Origin of the sequence: Micromonospora sp. WMMA1923 (genome assembly GCF_049179195.1) — a bacterium.
Lineage (GTDB): Bacteria > Actinomycetota > Actinomycetes > Mycobacteriales > Micromonosporaceae > Micromonospora > Micromonospora yangpuensis.
This window is the reverse complement of the sequence record NZ_JBMHLZ010000001.1, coordinates 5323654-5344176: the sequence shown is the minus strand read 5'-3', so window position 1 is coordinate 5344176 and position 20523 is coordinate 5323654. Positions and strand designations below refer to the sequence as shown.

General features: G+C 71.9%; 16 protein-coding genes, 1 tRNA gene and 2 pseudogenes. 10 read left to right on the top strand and 9 right to left on the bottom strand.

The features are described from left to right. Positions 1-381 precede the first annotated feature (381 nt). Positions 382-1243, bottom strand: a pseudogene (locus ACN28G_RS24250) (transposase). A 1159-nt stretch (positions 1244-2402) separates the two neighbouring features. Next, positions 2403-2843, bottom strand: coding sequence for a CPCC family cysteine-rich protein (locus ACN28G_RS24245; RefSeq protein ID WP_421480393.1), 441 nt, complete (start codon positions 2841-2843; stop codon positions 2403-2405). A gap of 768 nt (positions 2844-3611) precedes the next feature. On the opposite strand from ACN28G_RS24245, the pseudogene ACN28G_RS24240 reads away from it, so the two are divergent. Beyond that, positions 3612-4062 (top strand): annotated as a pseudogene (locus ACN28G_RS24240) (site-specific integrase); the annotation flags it as partial. Positions 4063-4210: 148 nt separating this feature from the next. Here ACN28G_RS24240 and ACN28G_RS24235 read toward each other — a convergent pair. Continuing rightward, positions 4211-4284: transfer RNA gene (locus ACN28G_RS24235), tRNA-Pro, on the bottom strand. A gap of 77 nt (positions 4285-4361) precedes the next feature. Next, positions 4362-5258 (bottom strand): metallophosphoesterase, encoded by an 897-nt coding sequence (locus tag ACN28G_RS24230; RefSeq protein ID WP_091445200.1) that lies wholly within the window; start codon positions 5256-5258, stop codon positions 4362-4364. Between the two features lie 25 nt (positions 5259-5283). Between ACN28G_RS24230 and ACN28G_RS24225 the strand changes: the two genes are divergently transcribed. Beyond that, positions 5284-5739: a GatB/YqeY domain-containing protein gene (locus ACN28G_RS24225; protein WP_091445198.1), complete on the top strand. Its 456-nt coding sequence runs from the start codon at positions 5284-5286 to the stop codon at positions 5737-5739. Between the two features lie 120 nt (positions 5740-5859). Here ACN28G_RS24225 and ACN28G_RS24220 read toward each other — a convergent pair whose 3' ends face one another. Then, complete coding sequence (locus tag ACN28G_RS24220) at positions 5860-8271, bottom strand: penicillin-binding protein (RefSeq protein ID WP_421480392.1); 2412 nt, start codon at positions 8269-8271, stop codon at positions 5860-5862. A gap of 402 nt (positions 8272-8673) precedes the next feature. Here ACN28G_RS24220 and ACN28G_RS24215 point away from each other — a divergent pair, with 402 nt between their 5' ends. Then, on the top strand, positions 8674-9015 hold the full coding sequence (locus tag ACN28G_RS24215; RefSeq protein WP_091445195.1) for a WhiB family transcriptional regulator: 342 nt from the start codon (positions 8674-8676) through the stop codon (positions 9013-9015). Here the strand turns inward: ACN28G_RS24215 and ACN28G_RS24210 are convergent. The 3 genes from ACN28G_RS24210 to ACN28G_RS24200 are packed head-to-tail and all read right to left on the bottom strand — an operon-like array spanning position 9002 to position 11760. Continuing rightward, complete coding sequence (locus ACN28G_RS24210) at positions 9002-10153, bottom strand: ArsA family ATPase (protein ID WP_421480391.1); 1152 nt, start codon at positions 10151-10153, stop codon at positions 9002-9004. The two genes, ACN28G_RS24215 and ACN28G_RS24210, sit on opposite strands and share 14 nt — an antisense overlap. A gap of 54 nt (positions 10154-10207) precedes the next feature. Then, positions 10208-11185, bottom strand: coding sequence for an ArsA-related P-loop ATPase (locus tag ACN28G_RS24205; RefSeq protein WP_421480390.1), 978 nt, complete (start codon positions 11183-11185; stop codon positions 10208-10210). 26 nt (positions 11186-11211) lie between these two features. Then, a complete protein-coding gene (locus tag ACN28G_RS24200) occupies positions 11212-11760 on the bottom strand; it encodes a hypothetical protein (protein WP_229688678.1) in 549 nt (182 codons plus the stop codon). Between the two features lie 407 nt (positions 11761-12167). Here ACN28G_RS24200 and ACN28G_RS24195 point away from each other — a divergent pair, with 407 nt between their 5' ends. The 7 genes from ACN28G_RS24195 (at position 12168) to ACN28G_RS24165 (ending at position 20076) form a co-directional block, all read left to right on the top strand. Continuing rightward, positions 12168-12590 carry a hypothetical protein gene (locus tag ACN28G_RS24195; protein WP_091445190.1) on the top strand — a complete coding sequence of 141 codons (423 nt, stop codon included), beginning with the start codon at positions 12168-12170 and terminating at the stop codon, positions 12588-12590. Between the two features lie 49 nt (positions 12591-12639). Continuing rightward, positions 12640-12795 (top strand): DUF4177 domain-containing protein, encoded by a 156-nt coding sequence (locus tag ACN28G_RS24190; protein ID WP_091445188.1) that lies wholly within the window; start codon positions 12640-12642, stop codon positions 12793-12795. Further along, positions 12792-13253: a RidA family protein gene (locus tag ACN28G_RS24185; protein ID WP_091445186.1), complete on the top strand. Its 462-nt coding sequence runs from the start codon at positions 12792-12794 to the stop codon at positions 13251-13253. Before ACN28G_RS24190 ends, ACN28G_RS24185 begins: the two co-directional genes overlap by 4 nt. A 111-nt stretch (positions 13254-13364) precedes the next feature. Further along, positions 13365-14204: an MBL fold metallo-hydrolase gene (locus ACN28G_RS24180; RefSeq protein ID WP_091445184.1), complete on the top strand. Its 840-nt coding sequence runs from the start codon at positions 13365-13367 to the stop codon at positions 14202-14204. Then, on the top strand, positions 14201-17800 hold the full coding sequence (locus tag ACN28G_RS24175) for an adenylate/guanylate cyclase domain-containing protein (RefSeq protein WP_091445182.1): 3600 nt from the start codon (positions 14201-14203) through the stop codon (positions 17798-17800). Before ACN28G_RS24180 ends, ACN28G_RS24175 begins: the two co-directional genes overlap by 4 nt. Positions 17801-17945: 145 nt before the next feature. Then, a complete protein-coding gene (locus ACN28G_RS24170) occupies positions 17946-18461 on the top strand; it encodes a hypothetical protein (protein WP_229688677.1) in 516 nt (171 codons plus the stop codon). A 31-nt stretch (positions 18462-18492) separates the two neighbouring features. Continuing rightward, entirely contained in the window at positions 18493-20076 is a 1584-nt protein-coding gene (locus ACN28G_RS24165) for a serine/threonine-protein kinase (protein WP_091445181.1), read from the top strand. Between the two features lie 55 nt (positions 20077-20131). Here ACN28G_RS24165 and ACN28G_RS24160 read toward each other — a convergent pair whose 3' ends face one another. Further along, entirely contained in the window at positions 20132-20431 is a 300-nt protein-coding gene (locus ACN28G_RS24160; RefSeq protein ID WP_091445179.1) for a hypothetical protein, read from the bottom strand. Positions 20432-20523 lie beyond the last annotated feature (92 nt).

Genomic DNA, 20523 nt, shown 5'->3' with positions numbered 1-20523 from the left:
TCGCCCTAACTGGCAGAGGCATCAAGACGAAGATCTAGCGAGGGTGCTGGACGCTCTACACAGACACGGCTGCAAGATGCTCGACCCGCCCAAGTACTACACGGTCCGTTGTCCGTGTGGGCTACATCAGCGACAAGTCCACCTCACGCCCTCCAACCCGAACTACGATAAGGAGGTCATCAGTGGGGCACGCCGACACGACTGCTGGATCGACGATGAAGGGGGTAGGACTAGATGATTCAGTTCCTGATCATCCACGGATTCGACGTACAGGACGAAGGCGGCAGACCAATCGCAGCTGAAGAGCTACACGTGCGCGGTGCGGAACTCATGGACGCCCTTCTCGATCGGGTCTGCTGCACCGATAGGTGACAGTTTCAGTCACGCGGCCTGACTCGCCGGCGGGGTCATGATGGTCTCGTACTCGATAGGGGTCAACCGGGACAGGGATCGTTGGCGTCGACGGCAGTGGTAGGTCCGTTCGACCCAGGTCACGATCGCGGTCCTCAACTGCTGCCGGGTCGTCCAGGTTCGGCGGTGCGGTGCTCGGTGATGTCGGCCAGCCACAACCGGTTCGGGCCATGGGCGGTGAAGTCGCGGCGCACCAGATCGTCGTGCACCGGCGGACCGACCTTGCCGCCCTTGCCCCGACGCTTGCGCTTGCTGAACGCGCTCCACCAGCCCATGGCGGAGCAGATCTTCCAGGCGGTGCGCTCGACCATCGGCTGGCCGGCAGCGCGGGCCTCATCGGCCAGGAACCGGTAGCCGAACTCCGGATCGTCGCGGTGGGTGTCGCACAACGCGTCCGCCCGATACGCCTGCGCCAGTTCGGCGTCGGTGACACGGTGGGCACGCCACCGGTAGTAGGGCTGACGAGCGATCTTCAACACCCGGCACGTCACCGCCACGGGGATCCCGTCGGCGGCCAGCTCACTCACGAGCGGGTAGAGCCTTTTCCCGGCAGATGCGCCTGCGACAGGTACGCAGCGGCCCGGCGCAGGACCTCGTTCTCCTGCTCCAACAACCTGATCCGCTTACGCGCCTCGCGCAACTCGGCCGACTCGCTGCCGGACGTCCCAGGGGTGGCGCCCGCGTCGATGTCGGCCTGGCGCAGCCACTTGAACAAGGTCATCGGGTGCACGCCGAAATCCTTGGCGATCTGCTCAACCGTCACGCCTGGCTCGCGGTCACGAGCGACACGCACGACGTCGTCACGGAACTCTCGGGGGTAGGGCTTGGGCACAGCGACATCCTTCCAGCCTGCCCACCAGGCAAGCCATTTCAGATGTCACCTATCGGTGCAGCAGACCCGGCCGGCCTGCTGCATTGCGCCGTGTCAGGCCAGCGGCGCCTGACCGTGCAGCGGCGGACAGGCGCCCTGCATCAGGCCCGTAACCGGTTGGCACACGACGAGCCGAAGTTCAACCGGCCCGTTGCCAAGCTCCACGCATTGCCCTACGCTAATAAAAATCGCCCACGGGGGAGGAAAGCTTGTGAAAAGGGTAAAGTTCGTGACCTCTATGGTTGGCGCGCTCGCGGCCGGGCTTTTCGCTGTCGTGGCAATCGGATCGCCAGCACAGGCGATACCGCCAGGAAGTGGCTGGATATTCGACAGCCACTGGGCGAAACAGTCTCACTGCCGCGAATTGGGGCAAGCCTACGTCGATGCGGGGGTCGTCGCGCGATACGTATGCGAACATGACTCGCCTGGCTACATTCTCTGGGTGAACAAGAGCTGACACGCCCGGGTCGCGCGCAGCCAGCCATCCCGTCTGCCGTCGACCCGCCCTACTGGGGAGCGGGCCGCCGCCCGGCCCGCCACGTCAAGACGGCCTTGACGGCTCGTACGGACGCTGGCGGGTCGGGCGGTGGTCTGCTCGGCTTGCCCGGGTCGACGGTGGCCGGGATGGCTCCCACCGCCACCACGCACGAACCGCAAGCCGCCGACGGACCCCTGGTCATCCCGGAGCCGGAGCACCCCCGCCGGAGGCGCAGTAACCGCCACCCCGCGACCCGCCGCCAGTTCGCCGACGCGGCCGGCGTCTGCTTCCTCACGCCGCGCGGTGCTCTCCGCGCGGCACGGCCGGCTGCCGGCCCCACCACCCCCCACCGGACAACGGCCTGTCCGTCACTCGGCGGCCCACCGGGCTACCCGCCCTTCGCGCCAGCCCGCCGGGCGTGTTGCGTGGCCGGAGTCGGAGCGCCAGCGGAGCGACGGACGCGCGCCCTGGCGGCGGCGCGTGCGGCCCGTTTAGGGCCGCCTTGATAGAGGTACAGAAAGTCCTCCCACACCGGCCGGCAGCTGGCTGTCCGGTCCCAGGACCTCCGTGGCAGATCGGTATCAGGACCTGGGTGACACTCCGCGAGAGCGCCGAATCGATCGGCGTGCGATCACAATCACGTCAAGTCGTTTCGCGCGCCGATCGGCGTCTGCGCTCTTCCCAACGGGCTTGTCGTCTGGCATAGGCACGCCGCGCATCTGCCAGGCTGACCGGCCGTTCGGCGTAGGCACGCCGGGCAGCCGTCAGACTCAGCGAGCCGTTGGGGCCGCCTCGCACCGTGTCCGCGTCTTCGTCATCCTGCCCGTCGTCCTCCCAGCCGCAGGCGAAGCAGATCTCGAACTGACCTCGCCCCTCAAGCGTCGGGTGCCGACAGCAGGGACACGCATACGGTTCGTCACCCGCTTCAGCCACTACAGATCGCTGGTTCAACGCCTCGACGTACTGCTCGAACCACCTGGTGCGGCACGCGAGTTCTTCCGCGGACGGCCCCTCCTCCTTACCGGCATGATCGTCCATCAGCACCTCTCGCTGTCGATCCAGTTCAAGGATCGAGTTCAGCACAGAAAGGCCCCCGGAGGGAGGTGGCGCTACCGCTTCGCTTACACGTACCTTCCGTAACTCTGTCGCCACGAACTGCCCGAGGCAGACAAGATGGTCTAACGGGACGTGTCACGCACGTCCTGAGACCCGACACGGCCGGCAGCCGGCTGGATCGCCTCCGGTCCGGGGTCACGGCGGGTTGACGCGTCGGTGCTCGGTGCTAACGTGTTCCTCGTCGAGCACGCCAGCGCGGCCTTCCCGCCGGATCGCTGAACTTGAATTCGGAGTTGCTGGCGGCCTTCCTGCCGCTGACGCGGGTCACGTCCCGCCTGCTCTCGATCGCACCGGCGACTGCGCCGGTCCGAAGTCCGCTGAGCGGCCCAGCACGGCCTTCCCTGCCGTCCACGATGGCCCTCGGATTCGCACACCTCGACGGGTGGGGATCGCCTGCGGCAACCACCGGAAGCCGACGACCAGGCACCCCACCCGTCCCGGCATCACCCAGAACACAGGAACCCAGCTCAACGGCGGTCCAAGGCCGATGGCCTGCACCCGCCCTCCGGTGTGAGCCGCCCTCTCCGGCGGTGGCAGGAGACACCACGAACACCACCGACGGACACCGCTCCGGCGTCCGGTGGCAGTTCGTCGCCCGTCCCCTGCCACCCCTTGAGGAGAAAACCGTGTCCACCCTCACTACTTCGGCTGGCTGGAGCACACCCGCGCAGCCGGAGGCTGCACCCGCCCGATCCGCCTGGCCGGCACCCTCACCGCCGTCACACCCGGCACCACTGGATCAACGAGGTGGCCCGCACCTGCCAGTGCCGGCCAAGGGCAAGGACGCCTGCCCGGAACTCAGAAAGCGTTCCTGCGCGCTCGGCCGGTGCTGCGGTGACGTGCTGTCCGCCCGCACCGTCAAGGACGTCCGGGGCGTGCTGTGCTCGGCGCTCAACCACGCGGCTACCGAGGAGCTGGTCACCCGCAACCCCGCCGCACTGGTCAAGCTTCCACCGGTCCGCCGCCGCAGGGGCCGGGTGTGGACCAGCGACGAGGCGCGTCGCTTCCTGGAGTCCGCGCGGGCCGACCGCGACCCCGTTGTACGCCGCGTACGTGCTGATTCTAGTGTTCAACCTGCGCAAGGGGTGAGGTGCTCGGCCTCACCGGGGACGCCGTCGACCTGGCGGCGGGGGAGCTGTCAATCGGCTGGCAGTTGCCGCGGGTCGGCGGCCAACTGCTGCACCGGAAACTAAGACGCCTACCTTGAACGCCACCCGCGATGCCCTCAAGCGGCCGGGCGAGAGCCTGCGGTGATCACCGCCGCTGGTGTACTCCACTGCTGTACAAAGCACTAGAGGGCACATCCATGGATCGGATGTGCCCTCTGACCTCTGTCGGGGTGGCCGGATTCGAACCGACGACCTCTTCGTCCCGAACGAAGCGCGCTACCAAGCTGCGCCACACCCCGAGGCGTGCCGACAAATAGTAGCCCACCCCGCTCCGGGGGCAAACTCAGTACCCCACCCCCCGACGGAGGCAGCCGGATCAGCGGGGGATCAGGGTGAGGATGCTGGCCTCCGGTGGGCAGGCGAACCGGACCGGGGCGGTCGGGTGGGTGCCGAGCCCGGCCGAGACGTGCAGCCAGGCGTCGGAGCCGGGCCAGCGGTGCAGGCCCTTGGCCATCGAGCGGGGCAGGCCGCAGTTGGTGACCAGGGCACCCACCCCGGGTACGCAGACCTGGCCGCCGTGGGTGTGGCCGGCCAGCAGCAGGCCGAAGCCGTCGGCGGCCATCTGGTCGAGGACGATCGGCTCGGGGGCGTGGGTGAGCGCGATGGAGAGGTCCGCCGAGGTCGAGACCGGGCCGGCGACCAGGTCGTAGTCGTCCCGGCCGATGTGCGGGTCGTCCACGCCGGCCAGCTCGATCAGCCGTCCGCCGGCCTTGATTGAGGTACGGGCGTTGTTCAGGTCGGCCCAGCCGGCACCGACCAGGACGTCGCGCAGCTCCTCGTACGGCAGTTCGGCGCCCTCGGCGTACTCCCGGTCGGGCAGGAAGTAGGTGAACGGGTTCTTCAGCACCGGGCCGGTGTAGTCGTTGGAGCCGAAGACGAACGCGCCGGGCAGGTCCAGCAGCGGGGTCAGGGCCCGCAGCACCCCGGGGACGGCGGCCGGGTCGGCCATGTTGTCCCCGGTCACCACGACCAGGTCGGGGTCGAGGGCGGCAAGCGAGGCTACCCAGTTCTGCTTGCGGGCCTGGTCGGGCATCATGTGCAGGTCCGACAGGTGCAGGATGCGCAGCGGCTCCGCGTCGGCGGGGAGCATCGGCACGTCGAACCGGCGCAGGGTGAACATGTTGCGTTCGACGAGCGACGCGTAGGCGAGGGTGGCCGCGCCGGCCACCACGGTCCCGGCCGCGAGCCGGCGGAATAGTGTGCGCTTTCGCATGCCGATCAGGGTAGTTTGACCGACCATGAGCACGCTGAAGGACCGCCTCACCGCCGACATGCGTTCCGCGCTCAAGGCGCGCGACGAGCTGACCACCTCCACGTTGCGGATGGCGCTGGCCGCCGTGGGCAACGCCGAGGTGGCCGGCAAGGCCAAGCGCGAGCTCTCCGACGACGAGGTGCTCGCCGTGCTGACCCGGGAGGCGAAGAAGCGGCGGGAGGCCGCGACCGCCTTCGCCGACGCCGGTCGCACCGAGCAGGCCGCCAAGGAGACCGCCGAGGGTGAGGTGCTCGACAGGTACCTGCCGAAGCAGCTCTCCGACGCCGAGGTGGCCGAGCTGGTCTCGGGGGCGCTGGCCGCCGGTGGCTTCACCGGCAAGGGCCAGATGGGCCCGGCGATGAAGGCGGCCCAGGCCGCGGTGGCCGGCCGGGCAGAGGGTGGTCGGGTCGCCGCCGAGGTACGTCGCCAGCTCGGCCTCTGAGAGCTTCGACACCCCGGGCCCGACCAGACCCACCCCGGGCACGACGAAACACCCCGGGTACGACGAAGGGGGCGGCACCGGTCGGTGCCGCCCCCTCGCGTGTGGTGCCTGTCAGTCCCGCTAGTTGTTGTCCCGGTTGGCGGCTGGACTCTGGCCCCCGGAGGGGCCGCCGCCTCCGCCGGCGCTGATCTGGATGGTGACCACACCACCCTTTATGGTCCGACCGTCCGGGCTGGTGCCGGCGGCGGTGCCGGGCGGGCAGGTCGACGGGACCCGGACGTCGGAGACGACGGCCTCGAAGCCGGCCCCCTGGATCCGGGACTTCGCGCTCTCCAGCGACTGGCAGGCGACGGTCGGGATGCTCCGCTGGTCACCCACGGAGATCTTCTCCCCCGGCGCGGTGAAGTTGATCCGCTTCTTGCCCTTCATCGCGTCCCGCAGCGTCTCGTACACCGGCGGGTTGATGCCCTGGGGATTGCCGTGCCCCATCTGCTGGTTGGTCTGCGGCCAGTCCGGGTCGGCCATGATGCCGGCGACCGCGTACTGCTTGGTCATCGCCACCAGGGAGGAGGTCTTCTCCGAGTCGGTGGTGCCGGACTTGCCGGCCACCGGGGCGTCCACGATCCCCCGGACGTTGGCGGCGGTCCGACTGCCGCCACAGCGGCTGGTGGAGGAGTTGTCACCGACCGGGCAGCGGGCCGCGTCCACGGCGGCGCGGGCCACCTCGGTGCTGATCACCTTCTTGCAGCGCGGGTCGGCGATGTCGAGCTTCTTGCCGTCCGGGTCCTTGATCTCCTGCACCGGGATCGGCTCGCAGTACTTGCCGTCCGCGGCCAGGGTGGCGTACGAGTTGGCCAGGTCGAGCGGGGTGACCGAGGAGACGCCCAGGGTGAAGGCACCCCAGTCCTTCGCGGCCTCCTTGTTGTTGGCCCAGTTCGCCTCGCTGCTCACCCGGAACTCGATGCCGAGCCGCTTGGCCACGTCGATCACGTTGTCCGCGCCGACCCGCTGCTGGAGCGGGACGAAGTAGGTGTTGGTCGACCGGGCGAACGCACTCCACATGGTCTGCGGGCCACCGGGCTTGAGGTCGGAGTTGGTCGGGCAGTAGTTGTTGGTGCCCGGACAGGCGGCCGGGCTGCCCGCCTCCACGATGTACTCCGACTTGAACTGCTGCGGCGAGTTGAAGGTGTACCCCAACGGGATGCCCTTCTCCAGCGCGGCCACGATTGTGTAGATCTTGAAGACCGAGCCCGCCTGGTAGCCGGTGATGCCGTCACCGCCGGTGAGTAGCGGGTTCACCGTGTTGGGATAGCTGCCCCGGATCTTCTTCGCGGCCTTCTTCGGGTCGCTGGAGATCTTGTTCTTTGGCTTGTCCGGGTCGTCGAGCTTGAAGTTGCGGTTCACCGCCAGGGCGCGCACCCGGCCGCTGCCCGGCTCGACCACCGCCACCATCCGGGCCGCCTTGCTGTTCACGCCCAGGCTCTTGCGGACCGCCTTGTCGGCGCCGTCCTGTGCCTGCACGTCGAGGGTGGTGGTGACGGTGTAGCCGCCGCTCTTGAGCCGCCGCTCCCGGTCGTACGTGGTCGAGCCGAACTCCTCCTGACTCATCCACCAGCGGTAGAAGTAGTCGCAGAAGAAGCCCCAGCCCTTCTTGTTGGTGGCGACGCAGCCGTTCGGGGCCCGCTTGCCCTTGACCACGAGCTTGGTGGCCTTGGCCGCGTCCGCCTCCTGCTGGGTGATGGCCCCGGTGATGACCATGTTCTGGATCACGTAGTTGCGCCGGTCCAGGGCGAGCGGCTTGCCGCTGGCGGTGGCCGGGTTGTAGTCGGTGGGGGCCTTCACCATGCCGGCCAGCATCGCGGCTTCCTCGATCTTCAGGTTCTTCGGCGGCTTGCCGAAGTAGACCTGGCTGGCGGCGTAGACGCCGTACGCGCCGTTGCCGAACGCGGCGATGTTCAGGTAGCGCTCCAGGATCTCGTCCTTGGTGAGATCCTTCTCCACCTGCAGCGCGTAGTTCATCTCGCGGATCTTGCGGGCGCTGGTGTCCTCGGTCGCGGCCACCACGTCCTGCGGGTGGGTCGCCGAGTACGCGATGTTCAGCCGGACGTACTGCATGGTGAGCGTCGACGCGCCCTGCCGCGAGTTGGCGGCGGACTGGTTGTTGACGAACGCCCGGGCGACGCCCTGCAGGTCGACTCCGTTGTGCTTGTAGAAGTCGTGGTCCTCGGCCGAGATGATCGCCTTCTGCATCAGGGGCGAGATGTCGGCGAGCTTGACGTCCCGGCGGTTCTCGTCGTACATGGTTGCCAGCGGGGTCTTGCCGTCCGAGGCCAGCAGGTAGCTGATCTGCGGCGGGCGGGCGGCGGTCAGCTCCTTGGGCAGGTTGCCGAATGTCTCGGCACCCGCCTTGGCTGCCAGTCCGGACATCGCCACCGCAGGGAAGGCCGCCGCGGCGACGACCACCCCGGCCAACAGGCCACAGATGAGCAGCGATGCGGCGTTGGTGAAGACATTGTGGTCACGTTTCCGCATCCAAGTCACCTCGACAGGGTACGCGAACAGGGAACGAGGGGCGCTGGGGCGTACTTTCCCCATTTCCTGCGCGCGCCGACCTCGTTGTGCTAAACGCACGACCCCCTGCGGGAGGTTGCGGTGAACCACGGTGAGTCTCCTCGGTAACCGGGGCGTCGCGCAGCGTTTTCACGTAGCTGGGCGGGGTAAGTGGCCGGCGAGCGCCCGGTAAGCCGGGTGTGTCCGGAATGATGGATTTGGCCGACAACGTTGCGTAATCAGGCGACTACAGAGCATGATGGTGACGGCGACACAGCCGCAGGTCGTCCGCGCCGCCTCACCGAAGGTCCGGCGGGACGACCGGGGGGAGACAGGCGCGGCGTCGCACGAAGTCGGTTGTACTCCAAGGGGGGACGTTTAACGATGGGCATGATCACTGACTGGCCGGCGCTGGCGGCGTGCCAGAACGGGGACCCGGACGCGTTGTTCGTCCAGGGCGCCGAACAGAACGTCGCCAAGCGGATCTGCCGCAGCTGCCCAGTCCGGTACGAATGCCTGGCCGACGCACTCGACAACCGCATCGAGTTCGGCGTGTGGGGTGGCATGACCGAGCGGGAACGCCGGGCGTTGCTGCGTCGACACCCGCAGGTGGCGAGCTGGCGCAAGATGTTCGAGGCGGCCATGCGCAAGGACGCCAAGGACAAGGACGGCAGGGACAAGATCTTGATCAACGCGGGCTCCGGCCCGCAGGTCACGGTCGGCTGATCGCCGTACCGATCGTGCGCAGCCCGTCGACGTCATGCACGTCGACGGGCTGTGCCGGCACCGACACCGTCGGCACCGCCGGGAACTCCGTGGTGAACCGGGCGGCCACCCGCTGCTCGCGTACCGCCTGCTGGGCCAGGGCGGCGTGGGCCCGCAACACCTCGACGGTGCCCTCGTGTCCACCGAGGTCGGCCAGGCGCTGCGCGGCGGCCAGGCTGGCCGCGGCCTCCGGGGTCCCCGCGGCCGGTCGGTGCACCCGGTTGAAGACCAGCCCGGCCAGCGGCATCCGCTCGTCACGCAACCGGCCCGCGAAGTAGGCGGCCTCCCGGACCGCGTCCGGTTCCGGGGCCGCGACCAGCAGAAACGCCGTCTCCGCCGCCTGCAGGATGCGGTACGTCTGCTCCGAGCGCTGCCGGAAGCCGCCGAACATCGAGTCCAGCGCGGCGACGAAGCCGGACAGGTCGGTGAGCAGCTGAGCGCCGAGAACCTTCTGTACCACCTTCGAGAACAGCCCGAAGCTGGCGGTGACGAAGCTGAACATGCTCCGCCCCCCGGTACGCGCCGGAGCCAGCAGCAGCCGCAGCATCCGCCCGTCCAGGAACCGGGAGAGCCGGGCCGGCGCGTCCAGGAAGTCCAGCGCGGAGCGCGACGGTGGGGTGTCCACCACGATCAGGTCCCACTCGCCCCGGGCGTGCAGCTGGCCGAGCTTCTCCATCGCCATGTACTCCTGCGTACCGGCGAAGGTCGAACTCATCGCCTGGTAGAAGGGGTTGGCGAAGATCTCCGCCGCCTTCGCCGGATCGGTGTGCTGGAGCACCACGTCGTCGAAGGTGCGCTTCATGTCCAGCATCATGGCGTGCAGCTCACCGCCGCTGGCCTCGCCGTCGATGCCCTTGACCTGGCGGGGGGTGTTGTCCAGCTCGGTCAGGCCGAGCGACTGGGCCAGCCGGCGGGCCGGGTCGATGGTGAGCACCACCGTACGCCGGCCGTGTCGCTCCGCAGCGCGCAGCGCGAGAGCGGCGGCCGTGGTCGTCTTGCCCACGCCGCCCGCACCGCAACAGACCACGATCCGGACGCCGGGGTCGGCGAGGATCTGGTCGACGTCCAGCCGAGGGGCCGCGTCTTCGGAAGGCACCAAACGAGCGTATCGGGCTTCGGGGCGACCGCGCCCGGTGCCGGCGGCAGGTGTGAGTCAATCCGCCCGGACGAGCTGCGCCGCGAGCGTCTCCAGCCCGGCCCGGTCGACCCCGTCGGGCAGCAGCGGCAGCTCGGTCAACGGGCGGCCCAGCTCGCCCAGCTCGGCCCGCAGGGAATCCTCCAGCTCGCGCCGGACAACCTGCTCCCGTGCCTCGTCGTGCAGCCTGGCGACGACCTCCTTCTCGGCCGGCAGGCCGGCGGCGAGCAGTCCCCGGCGCAGCTCGGCCTGGCTGACCGCCCGCCCGGCGAGCAGCGGAGCCCGGACGGCGTTGACGATCACCCGACCGACCGGGAAACCGAGCGCGGTCAGCTCGGCGATCGAGTCGACCGTCTCCTGGACCGGCATCTCCTCCAACAGGGTCACCACGTGCACCCTGGTCACCGTGGACCGCAGCAGCGCCGCGACCCCCTCGCTCTGGGTCTTGATCGGGCCGACCTTGGCCAGCCGGGCGGTCTCCGCGGTGACGTTGAGGAACCGGCCGATCCGTCCGGTCGGCGGCGCGTCCAACACCACCGCGTCGTACGCCGGGCGTTGCCCGTCGGTGCGGGTGGTGGCCTCCTTCACCTTGCCGGTGAGCAGCACGTCCCGCAGGCCGGGGGCGATGGTGGTGGCGAAGTCGATCGCGCCGAGCTTGCGCAGCGCCCGCCCGGCCCCGCCGAGCTTGTAGAACATGTCCAGGTATTCCAGCAGCGCCGTCTCGGCGTCCACCGCCAGGGCGCGGACCTCACCACCGCCGGGTGCCGCGGTCAGGTGCCGTTCGGCGTACGGCAGCGGCTCGGTGTCGAAGAGCTGGGCGATGCCCTGCCGCCCCTCCACCTCCACCAGCAGGGTGCGCCGGCCACCGGCGGCCAGCCCGAGGGCGAGGGCCGCCGCCACGCTGGTCTTGCCGGTGCCGCCCTTGCCGGTCACCACGTGCAGGCGGCCCGGCCAGCCCGCACCGGACTGGCCAGCCGGCTGCTCAGAGACTCGCACCCGTCGAGCCTATCCAGTCGCCGACGTCAGCCCACCTCGCAGACCCACCAACCCGCCTTGCGTACCACCGTGAAGCGCAGGTTCTGCTCGGCGACCTTCTCGTCGGCGGTGGTCATGGTCAGCTTGGTGCTGACCGTGGCGCGCTCGCCGTTCTGGCTGTCCACGCTCGGCGACGACCACCGGAAGCGGGGGTTGCGGTACCTGGCCGCGTACGCCTGCACCTCGGCGACCTTCGCGGCGATCTTCTCGTCGTCGCGGGCGTCCGAGCAGACCAGTTCGGCGGCCTGGGCCGGGTCCCGGTCCTGGTAGACGGCGGACAGGAAGCTCTCCACCGCCACCGCCGGCTCCTCGGCACCCTCGCCGTTCTCGGCGTTGCGCAGGGCGAAGAACGCGGCGGCGCCGCCGCCCCCGCAGAGCAGCAGGGTCGCGACCAGCACCACCGAGACCACCACCAGGCCGCGCCGGCTGCGTGGCGAACGCGCCGCGCGGGTCGGCTGACCGGTGGCGGCGGGTTGGCGGCCCCCGGTGGCGGCGGCGTGCTGCGGGGTCGAGCCACCGGACGGTGGTTGCGTCATCTGGTCCCCCGGGATGCGGCGTCCGGCCACGCGGAGGCGGCCGGGCGCGAGTCGAGCGTGGCGGGCGAGCCGGGCTGCGCCCGAGGGAAGGTTAACCGTCGATACTCCGGCGGCGGGGAGGGCGTCGGCCCGATGGTCGGGCCGCCGGCCCGTCGTGCGGATGTGCGCCGGACGAAAGGCTGGCTGGTGACGTGGTCAGCACGGGATTCGCCGTCTGTCAAGTATGTGACTTGAGGTCGTCGAATCTGCGCGTCTAGTTGAACCTTGTGCGGTGTGATCCTACTTTCGGCCCGAACGGCGGGGTCGATGCGGACCAGGAAGCGCCCGTGAAGGTCACCGGTGGACGACGACCAAGAGTCCGCCCGGCAGGCCAATGATGGACGACGACGAGGCCCGGAGGAACTGCGATGTACGACGCGGAGGACAACCCCCGACCTGAGGGGCCGGTCAACGGTCCACCCCTGAACGAACGCTCGTACCGACGCCTCGCCGACCCCGGCGAACTGGTACGCACGCTGAGCCGTCTGGACGACCACGGCCGCGACGACGAGGAGCCGGGGTACGTCATCCACCTGCCGATCCGGGTGACCAACCTGGCGGCGGCGACCGCCCTGGCCAACCGGGTCGCCGTGTCGCTCGATTTCCTGCCCGAACTGGACGCCGGCGAGACCACCGTCTCCAGCACCGACGACCAGAACAACCGGCGACGGGTCTTCTGCGACCTGCTCCTGGGTGACCGCTCCCGCTGCCCCCAGCCGTACGACCACCACGGGCAGTGCGGCGAGCCGACCGCCCCCGAGCAGCGCCCCCCGCCCCGTACGACGGGCTGACCGTAGGCTGTCGGGGACAGTCGACGCCACGAGAGGGAGCCCCGAAGCGATGCAGAAGTGGGAGTACTCCACGGTCCCGCTGCTGGTCCACGCGACCAAGCAGATCCTCGACAACTGGGGCGAGGACGGGTGGGAGCTCGTCGCCGTGATCCCCGGACCCAACCCGGATCAGCTCGTCGCGTACCTGAAGCGGGCCAAGGCGTGAGCGGCGGCCCCCACGCGAAGCTGGCCGAGCTGGGGCTGACCCTGCCCGAGGTGGTGCCCCCGGTGGCCAGCTACCTGCCGGCGGTGCAGTCCGGCCAGCACGTGCACGTCTCCGGGCAGCTGCCGATCGCCGACGGCAAGCTGCTGGCCACCGGCAAGGTGGGCGCGGGGGTCTCGGCCGACCAGGCGAAGGACCTCGCCCAGCGCTGCGCGATCAACGCGCTGGCCGCGGTGGACGCCCTGGTCGGCCTGGAGAACGTGGTCAAGGTGGTCAAGGTGTCCGGGTTCGTCGCCTCGGCGCCGGGCTTCACCGGGCAGCCGGGCGTGATCAACGGCGCCTCCGACCTGTTCGGCACGGTCTTCGGCGAGGCCGGGCGGCACGCCCGCAGCGCCGTCGGCGTGGCCGAGTTGCCGCTCGACGCCCCGGTCGAGGTGGAGGTCCTCTTCGAGGTCGCCTGAGCGTGCGGGGGGCGACGGCCTCCTGCCCGAGCGTCACCGCCGCCTCCGCCGGCACCGGCCGGCCCCGCCAAGATCGCGGCCCGTGCCCGCCGGGGTCGTACGATCGCAGCCATGACCGGTCATGTGACCACGCCGACGGCGGCCCTCGCCGACGAGCTGCCGGGTTGGGTGACGCTGCTGCGTGCGCCGAACCCCGGGCCGATGACCCTCGACGGCACCAACACCTGGCTGCTGCGGGCCCCCGGCCGGGCCGAGGCGATCGTGATCGACCCCGGCCCGGCCGACGAGGGGCACCTGGCCCGGATCGCCGGGCACGGGCCGATCGCCGCCGTGCTGATCACCCACGGGCACCCGGACCACACCGCCGGCTCGGCCCGGCTGGCCGAGCTGCTCGGCGGGGTCGAGGTCCGGGCCGTCGACCCGGCACACACCATCACCGCGGCCCCGCTCGGCCCGCCGCACGGTGCGGTGCTGGAGCTGGCCGGGCTGCGGATCGAACCGCTGCCGGTGCCGGGGCACACCGCCGACTCGGTCTGCTTCCTGGTCAGCCACGGCGACGAGCAGGTGCTGCTGACCGGTGACACCATCCTCGGCCGGGGCACTACCGTGGTCGCCCACCCCGACGGCAACCTCGGCGACTACCTGGCCAGCCTGGAGCGGCTGACCGCGTACCAGGGGGTGACCGCCCTGCCCGGACACGGCCCGGCGCTGGCCGACTGCGGTGCCGCCGCCCGGTACTACCTCGCCCACCGGCGGGCCCGGCTGGACCAGGTGCGGGCGGCGGTCGCCGCCGGGGACCGGACCGCCGCCGAGGTGGTCGCAAGGGTCTACGCCGACGTGGACCGCTCGCTGTGGTGGGCGGCCGAGTGGTCGGTCCGGGCCCAGCTGGAACACCTCGGGGTGCCGACCGGGGAATCCGGCGCCGGGGAGCCGCGGTTGGACCAGCCGTGACCTGCCCGGTGTGCGGAACCGTCGCGGTACCCGGCGCACGGTTCTGCCACAACTGCGGGGCGGCCCTGCCGGCCGCCGCGATGCTGCCGGCGGCCGAGCGCCGGGTGGTCACCGTGCTCTTCGGCGACCTCTCCGACTTCACCTCCTGGTCGGAGGACCTCGACCCGGAACGGGTGGGCGCGGTCACCGACCGGGTGCTCGCCGCGCTGGCCGGCGCGGTGAAGACCTTCGGCGGGCACGTCGACAAGCTCACCGGTGACGGGATCATGGCGGTCTTCGGTGCCCCGGTGGCGCACGAGGACGACGCCGAACGGGCGGTCCGGGCCGCGCTGTCCATGCAGCGGGCGGTCCGCCGGGTGCTCGACGACGAGCGGGGCGGCGGCGCGCCGCTGGGGCTGCGGGTCGGGCTGAACACCGGCGACGTGATCGCCGGCATCCAGGCCGCCATCGAGTACACGGTCATCGGGGACACGGTCAACACCGCCGCCCGGCTCGCCGACGCCGCCGCCGTCGGGGCGGTCTACGCGGGCGGACGCACCTCCGCCGCCACCCGGCACGTGGCCTCCTGGCGGGCCCTGCGGCCACTGCGGCTCAAGGGCAAACGCGAGCCGGTCGAGGCGTACGAGCTGCTCGGGCTCCTGGACGCCCCGGGCACCCGCTCCGGCCTCGGCGACGAGGCGCCCTTCGTGGGCCGGGAGACCGAGATCGGGCGGGTCGCCGGCCGGCTCGCCGAGGTGATCGACCGCAGCGAACCCCGGGTGCTGCTGATGACCGCCGAGGCGGGAATCGGCAAGTCCCGGTTCTCCGCCGAGGTGGAACGCCTCGCCGCCGGCTACGACGTGGGCGCCGGCCGGTACGCCGCACACACCGGGGCCCGGGTGCTCTCCGTACGCTGTGCCGCCTTCGGTGAACGTCGCCGGCTCGCCCCCCTGGCCGACCTGGTCCGGGCCGCCGTCGGGTTGCCCAGCGACACCGCCACCGCGCTCACCCGCCCGGCCGTGGAGGAGCGGCTGCGGCGGCTCAGTCAACGCCTGGCCCGGCTGCGCCCCGAGCCGCCCCCGATCGCCGCCGACCAGCTGCTGGCCCTGCTCGGCTACGCCGACCTGCCCACCGGCAGCCCCACCGACCAGGGGGAGTGGGGCACCGGCGGGGCGCCCGCCGACGCCGAGGCGGCCCCGTCCGCCGTCGCCGACCTGCTCAGCGCGTTGGCGATGGAGGCACCCCTGGCGGTGATCGTCGACGACCTGCACGACGCCACCGCCGAGACCATCGGAGCATTGGGCCTGACCCTGTCCCGGCTCTCCGGGCCGGTGCTGGTGCTGCTGCTCGGGCGGCCCGAGCTGGTGCGTACCGCCGGGGCGTTGACCCGGGTCGCGGACGCCGAGGTGCACGCGTTGCCCCCGCTGCGCGGCGCCGACGCGGCCCGGCTGCTCACCAGCTACCTCAGCGGCGGAAAGCTGCCCCAGGCCGACAGCGACCGGCTGCTCGCCACCGCCCAGGGCAACGCGTTCTACCTGGCCGAGCTGGTCACCCTGCTGATGGAGCGGGGCGCGCTGACCGCGGTCGGCGCCGGCGGTTGGCGACTGGCCCCCGGCTCGCTGGGCAGCCGGCTGCTCTCCCGGGACCTGGCCGCCGTGCTGGCCGCCCGGATCGACGCCCTGCCGGCCGACGCCCGCTCGGTGCTGCGGGACGCCGCGGTGGTCGGCGACACCGTGCCCGGCGGCACCCTGGAGGCGCTGCGGGGGCAGCGGGCCGGCCGGGACGGCCGACCGGCGGCGGTGGTCGCCCTGGAGTTCGACCGGGCCGTCGAGGAACTGCTGCAACGCCGGATGCTGCACAAGACCCGCACCGGATACGCCTTCGCCACCCCGTTGATGCGCGAGGCCGCCTACGCCGGGGTGAGCAAGGCCGAGTTGGCCGAGCGGCACGCCGCGCTGGCCCGCTGGGCCGCCCCGGCGCCGGAGGGCGCGACCCCGAGCGACGGCGGGTTCACCGGGGCCAACCGGGACGGGACCGGCGCCGAGGCCGGGCGGGACGACTTCGTGGCCGCGCACGTCGAGCGGGCGGTCGCCCTGGCCGACGCGGTCGGGCTGCGCCCGGACTCACCGGCGCGGGCCGTCGCCGGTCTGGGGATCGCCGCGCTGGGCCGGGCCGCCCGCCGGTCACTGGCCGCCGGTGAGCCGGCCCTGGCCGTGGAGTACGCCGAACGGGCCGCCGAGTTGACCCGTGAGCCGGTACCCGCCGCCGACCGGGTGGTGCACGCCCGGGCCCTGCTGCAGGTAGGGCGGGTCCCCGACGCGCTGGCCTCAGCCGAGAAGATCGCCGCCAACACCGGTGACGACACCATCCGGGTCAGTGCCCTGCTGCTGGCCGGGCAGGCCCACCAGACCCTCGGCGACCAGGAGCGGGCGGTGGCCTGCTGGCAGGAGGCCATGCAGGTGGCCACGGCCGGCGCGTTGCCGACGTTGCGGGCCTCGGCGATGCGGCGGCTCGGCATGGCCGACTTCGTGGCCGGGCGGTTGGGTGAGGCCAGCAGCCGGCTCGCCGCCGCGTACCAGGTCAGCCTGGGTGCGCAGGACCCGCGCGGGCAGGCCTGGTCGTTGCAGAACCTGGCCTGGGTGACCACCACCCGGGGTGACTTCGCCGGTACCGACGCCGTGCTCGGCCGGGCCGCCCGGCTCTTCGCCGAGCTGCGCGACCCGTACGGGCGGGCCTGGCTGCGCGGGACCACCGCGTTCGCCCGGCTGCTCGCCGGCCGGCTGCGGGAGGCCTGCCGGCTGGCCCGGGTCTTCCTGCCCTTCGGCGAGCGGGTCGGCGAGGCCTGGGCGGTGGGCACGCTGCGCGCGGTCGAGGCGTACGCCGCCGCCGAACTGGGTGAGCTGGGCGAGGCGGACCGGGGGGCCCGCCGGGCGTACCGGGAGTTCGCCGAGGCCTCCGACGACTGGGGTTGCGGGTTCGCGCTGGTTGTGCGGGCGGTGGTGGCGCGCGGCCTGGGGGAGCCGGAGCACGCGGCGGACCTGCTCGCCGAGGCGTCGACCTACGCCGAGCGCACCTCGCATCCGCTGCTGACCGGGATGGCCGGCACGCTGCGCGGGTTCGTCGCCCTGGACATGGCCGACTGCGAGGCCGCCGAACGGTCCGCACGGGCGGTGCTGGCCGCCGTCGAACCGCACAATCCGCAGGCCCCGGCGCAGGTGGGACCCCGGGTGCTGCTGGCCACCGCCCGGCTGGCCGCCGGTGACCCGGCGACCGCGGTCGGATTGCTCGCCCCGGTGGCGACCGCCGCGGCCGACGCGCCGTCCCTGCTCTTCTCCCGCCGCCACACGATGGCCCGGTACGCCTCCGCGCTGCTCGCCCACGGGCAGGTGGAACAGGCGCTGGACTGGGCCCGACGGGCGGTGGCCGCCCCGGCCGAGGACGTCCGCAGCCAGGTGGTCGGTGCCAGCGTGCTCGCCGAGGCGTTGGCCGCCGCCGGCCGGCCGGAGGAGGCCCTGGCCAGTGCCGAGGACGCGGTACGGCTGGCCTTCTCGACCGAACAGATAAGCGAGCGGCTCGCCGCCACCCGGCTGCACGCCCGCCTCAGCGGACGCCCCTGATCGCCCCGGGCCGACGGGTCGCGGTGGGACGTGCCGGTTTCGCCGATGTGCTCGCCGGGCGGACCGGCTAGCGTGTGGGGCGCGAGCGGGGTCCCACCGGTGGGACGCACGCGGGGGTCCACTGTGGGGTGGAAGAGGGGGTGTCATGAGGTTGCCGCGTTCCGGTGCTGGCTGGACGATCGCGGTCTTCGGCGTCTTGGCGCTGGTCATGGGGGCGGTCGGGTTGCTCTGGCCGGAGGCGCAACTGCGGTTGCTCGGCTTCGAGGTGCCGGAGCAACGGGCGCCGGGTGACTACACCGGCACATTCCTGATGGCCTCCTCGATGGCCTCGTTCAACATGGGGGTCTACTACCTGCTGGCCACCGCCACCGAGTGGCGGGCCTTCTTCCGGTTCACGGTCTTCTTCCGGCTGGTGACGTTCAGCGTCTTCACCCTGGCGGTGCTGGCCGACATCGCCCCGGACCGGTTCTTCGGGGTGGCCGCCTGGGAGGGCCTCGGCGCGTTGGCCACCTTCCTCGGTCTGCGGTGGGACGCCCGCGCGGGTTCGCCGGTCGCGTCGGCCGACGGAGCCGGTCCGGTTGGCACCGAGAAGACTGTTTCGGCTGGTGGTGGCGACGGCTCCGGGCCCGCCACGGCTGCCAGCGCCGACACGGCCCGCTGAGCCGTCAATCGAGTTGGGTATTTTCGAAGCTGTGACCGAGACTCCGCCCGGTGCCCGTCCGGCACCCATCGTGCCCGGTCTGACCGATCTGGAGATGTTTGCCCGAGGTGGGTACGCGACCATCTACCGGGCCGTCCAGATCTCGGTGGGACGCGAGGTAGCGGTCAAGATAGAGAACCGCACCCTGGACAGCGAACGCGACCAGGCCCGCTTCCTGCGCGAGGCGCGGGCGGCCGGCCGGATGTCCTCCCACCCGCACGTGGTCGACCTCTTCGACGTCGGCGTCACGGTCGACCAGCACCCGTACCTGATCATGGAACTCTGCGACGGGTCGTACGCCGAGCGGATGCGCAACTCGCCGCTCGGGCCGGCCGAGGCGTGCGACCTCGGCATCAAGATCGCCGACGCGATCGTGCACTCGCACGCGGCCGGCGTGCTGCACCGCGACGTCAAGCCGGCCAACATCCTCCACTCGCAGTTCAACTCGGCGGTGCTTGCCGACTTCGGGCTGGCCGTGGTGGCCGAGATGCGGGACGCCTCGGTCGCCCTGGAGGTGCTCACCCCGGCGTACGCGCCACCGGAGATGTTCAACCACAGCCCGCCGTCGCCCGCCGTCGACGTCTACGCGCTCTGCGCGACCCTCTACGCGGTGATGTACGGCCGCCCGCCCCGCTGGCGCAGCGAGCGCAACCCGAGCCTGGTCACCGTGCTGGAGATGTTCCACCAGCCGATCCCCGACCTGCCCGGGGTGCCGGCCGAGTTCCTCGACGTGCTGCGCGCCGGGATGGACAACGACCCCGGTGCCCGGCCCTCCGCGGTCGAGCTGCGGGGACTGCTGATGGGGCTGCCGCTGGCTCCCGGCACCTCCGGTGGCCTGCCCGGGGGCGGCCTGTCGTACGGCCCGTACTCCGGCGGCGCGGCGGCCCACGCCCAGTGGCCGGGCCCCCGCGACGGCTCCGGCCCGTCCGGCGGTGCCGGGTCCGGTCAACGCGCCGAGACCCGCCCCGCGCCGCGTCCGGCCGCCGAGCAGGACCCGCACCCCACCGTGCCGGCGTCGGTCCGGCGACGCCGACGCTGGTTCCTCGGCGGTGCCGGGATGCTCGCGCTCGCCGGGTCGGCCACCGCCGGTGCCTGGGTCGCCGGGGGCGCCCCGGTCGGGTCGCCGACGACCACGGCGACCAGCCGGGCGGTGTTACCGGCGGGCCGCTGGGGGGCCCTGCCGGGCTGCCTGCCCGGCACCGGCGGCACCCAGGCGCTGCCCGCCGGGGCCCGCTGCGCGCCGGAGCTGGAGTGCTTCGGGCCGCTGCGGGTACGCGACAGCCGGGTGGAGGCGGTCCGGGTCACCTGCGACGGGCGGCACACCTGGGAGAGCTACGCCGAGGGCGAGCTGCCCGGCGACCTGGTCGGCGCGGGATACGAGGCGGTCCGGGCCGACGCGACCGTGCGGGAGGTCTGCCACCCGCAGACGTTCCGGCTGACCAGCGGGCTCAGCGACCCCAGCGGGTGGAACCTGGAGGTACTGCCACCCGGTGACCCGGACGGCGACCAGACCTACCGCTGCCTGGCCGGGCGGGGCGTGGACGCGCTCGCCACCCCGACGCTCACCGGTCGCTGAGACCGTCCGAGCCTCCGCTGTCGACCGGCGGCCACCGGCCGCTGTCGACCGGCCCTCACCGGTCGTTGAGGCCGCTCGCGCGGCGACGGCGGACGTTCACCGCGTGCATGGCGTCCCGGCTGTCCAAGGTGTCCAGGGTGTCCGCGTCGACGCCGAGCGGCGTGGGCACGTACGGCTGCGGCGCGGCGGTCTCGCGCGGCTGACGTCCGTACCGGGCGGCGTTCACCGCCACCACCGTGACCACTCCACAGAGCACACCGAGCAGTGCCAGAGCCACCGTCAGGACGTCGTCGCGCCGCCACAGCAGCAGCACCACCAGGATGGACAGCGTCGCCAGCGACGCGAGGACGGCCACCGCGCGAGCATCGAACGGGGGTAATCTCCTCACCCGACAAGCATGTACCGCGCGGGGCGGTTGTCAACCGTGGTCGAGGCTGGACGACACCG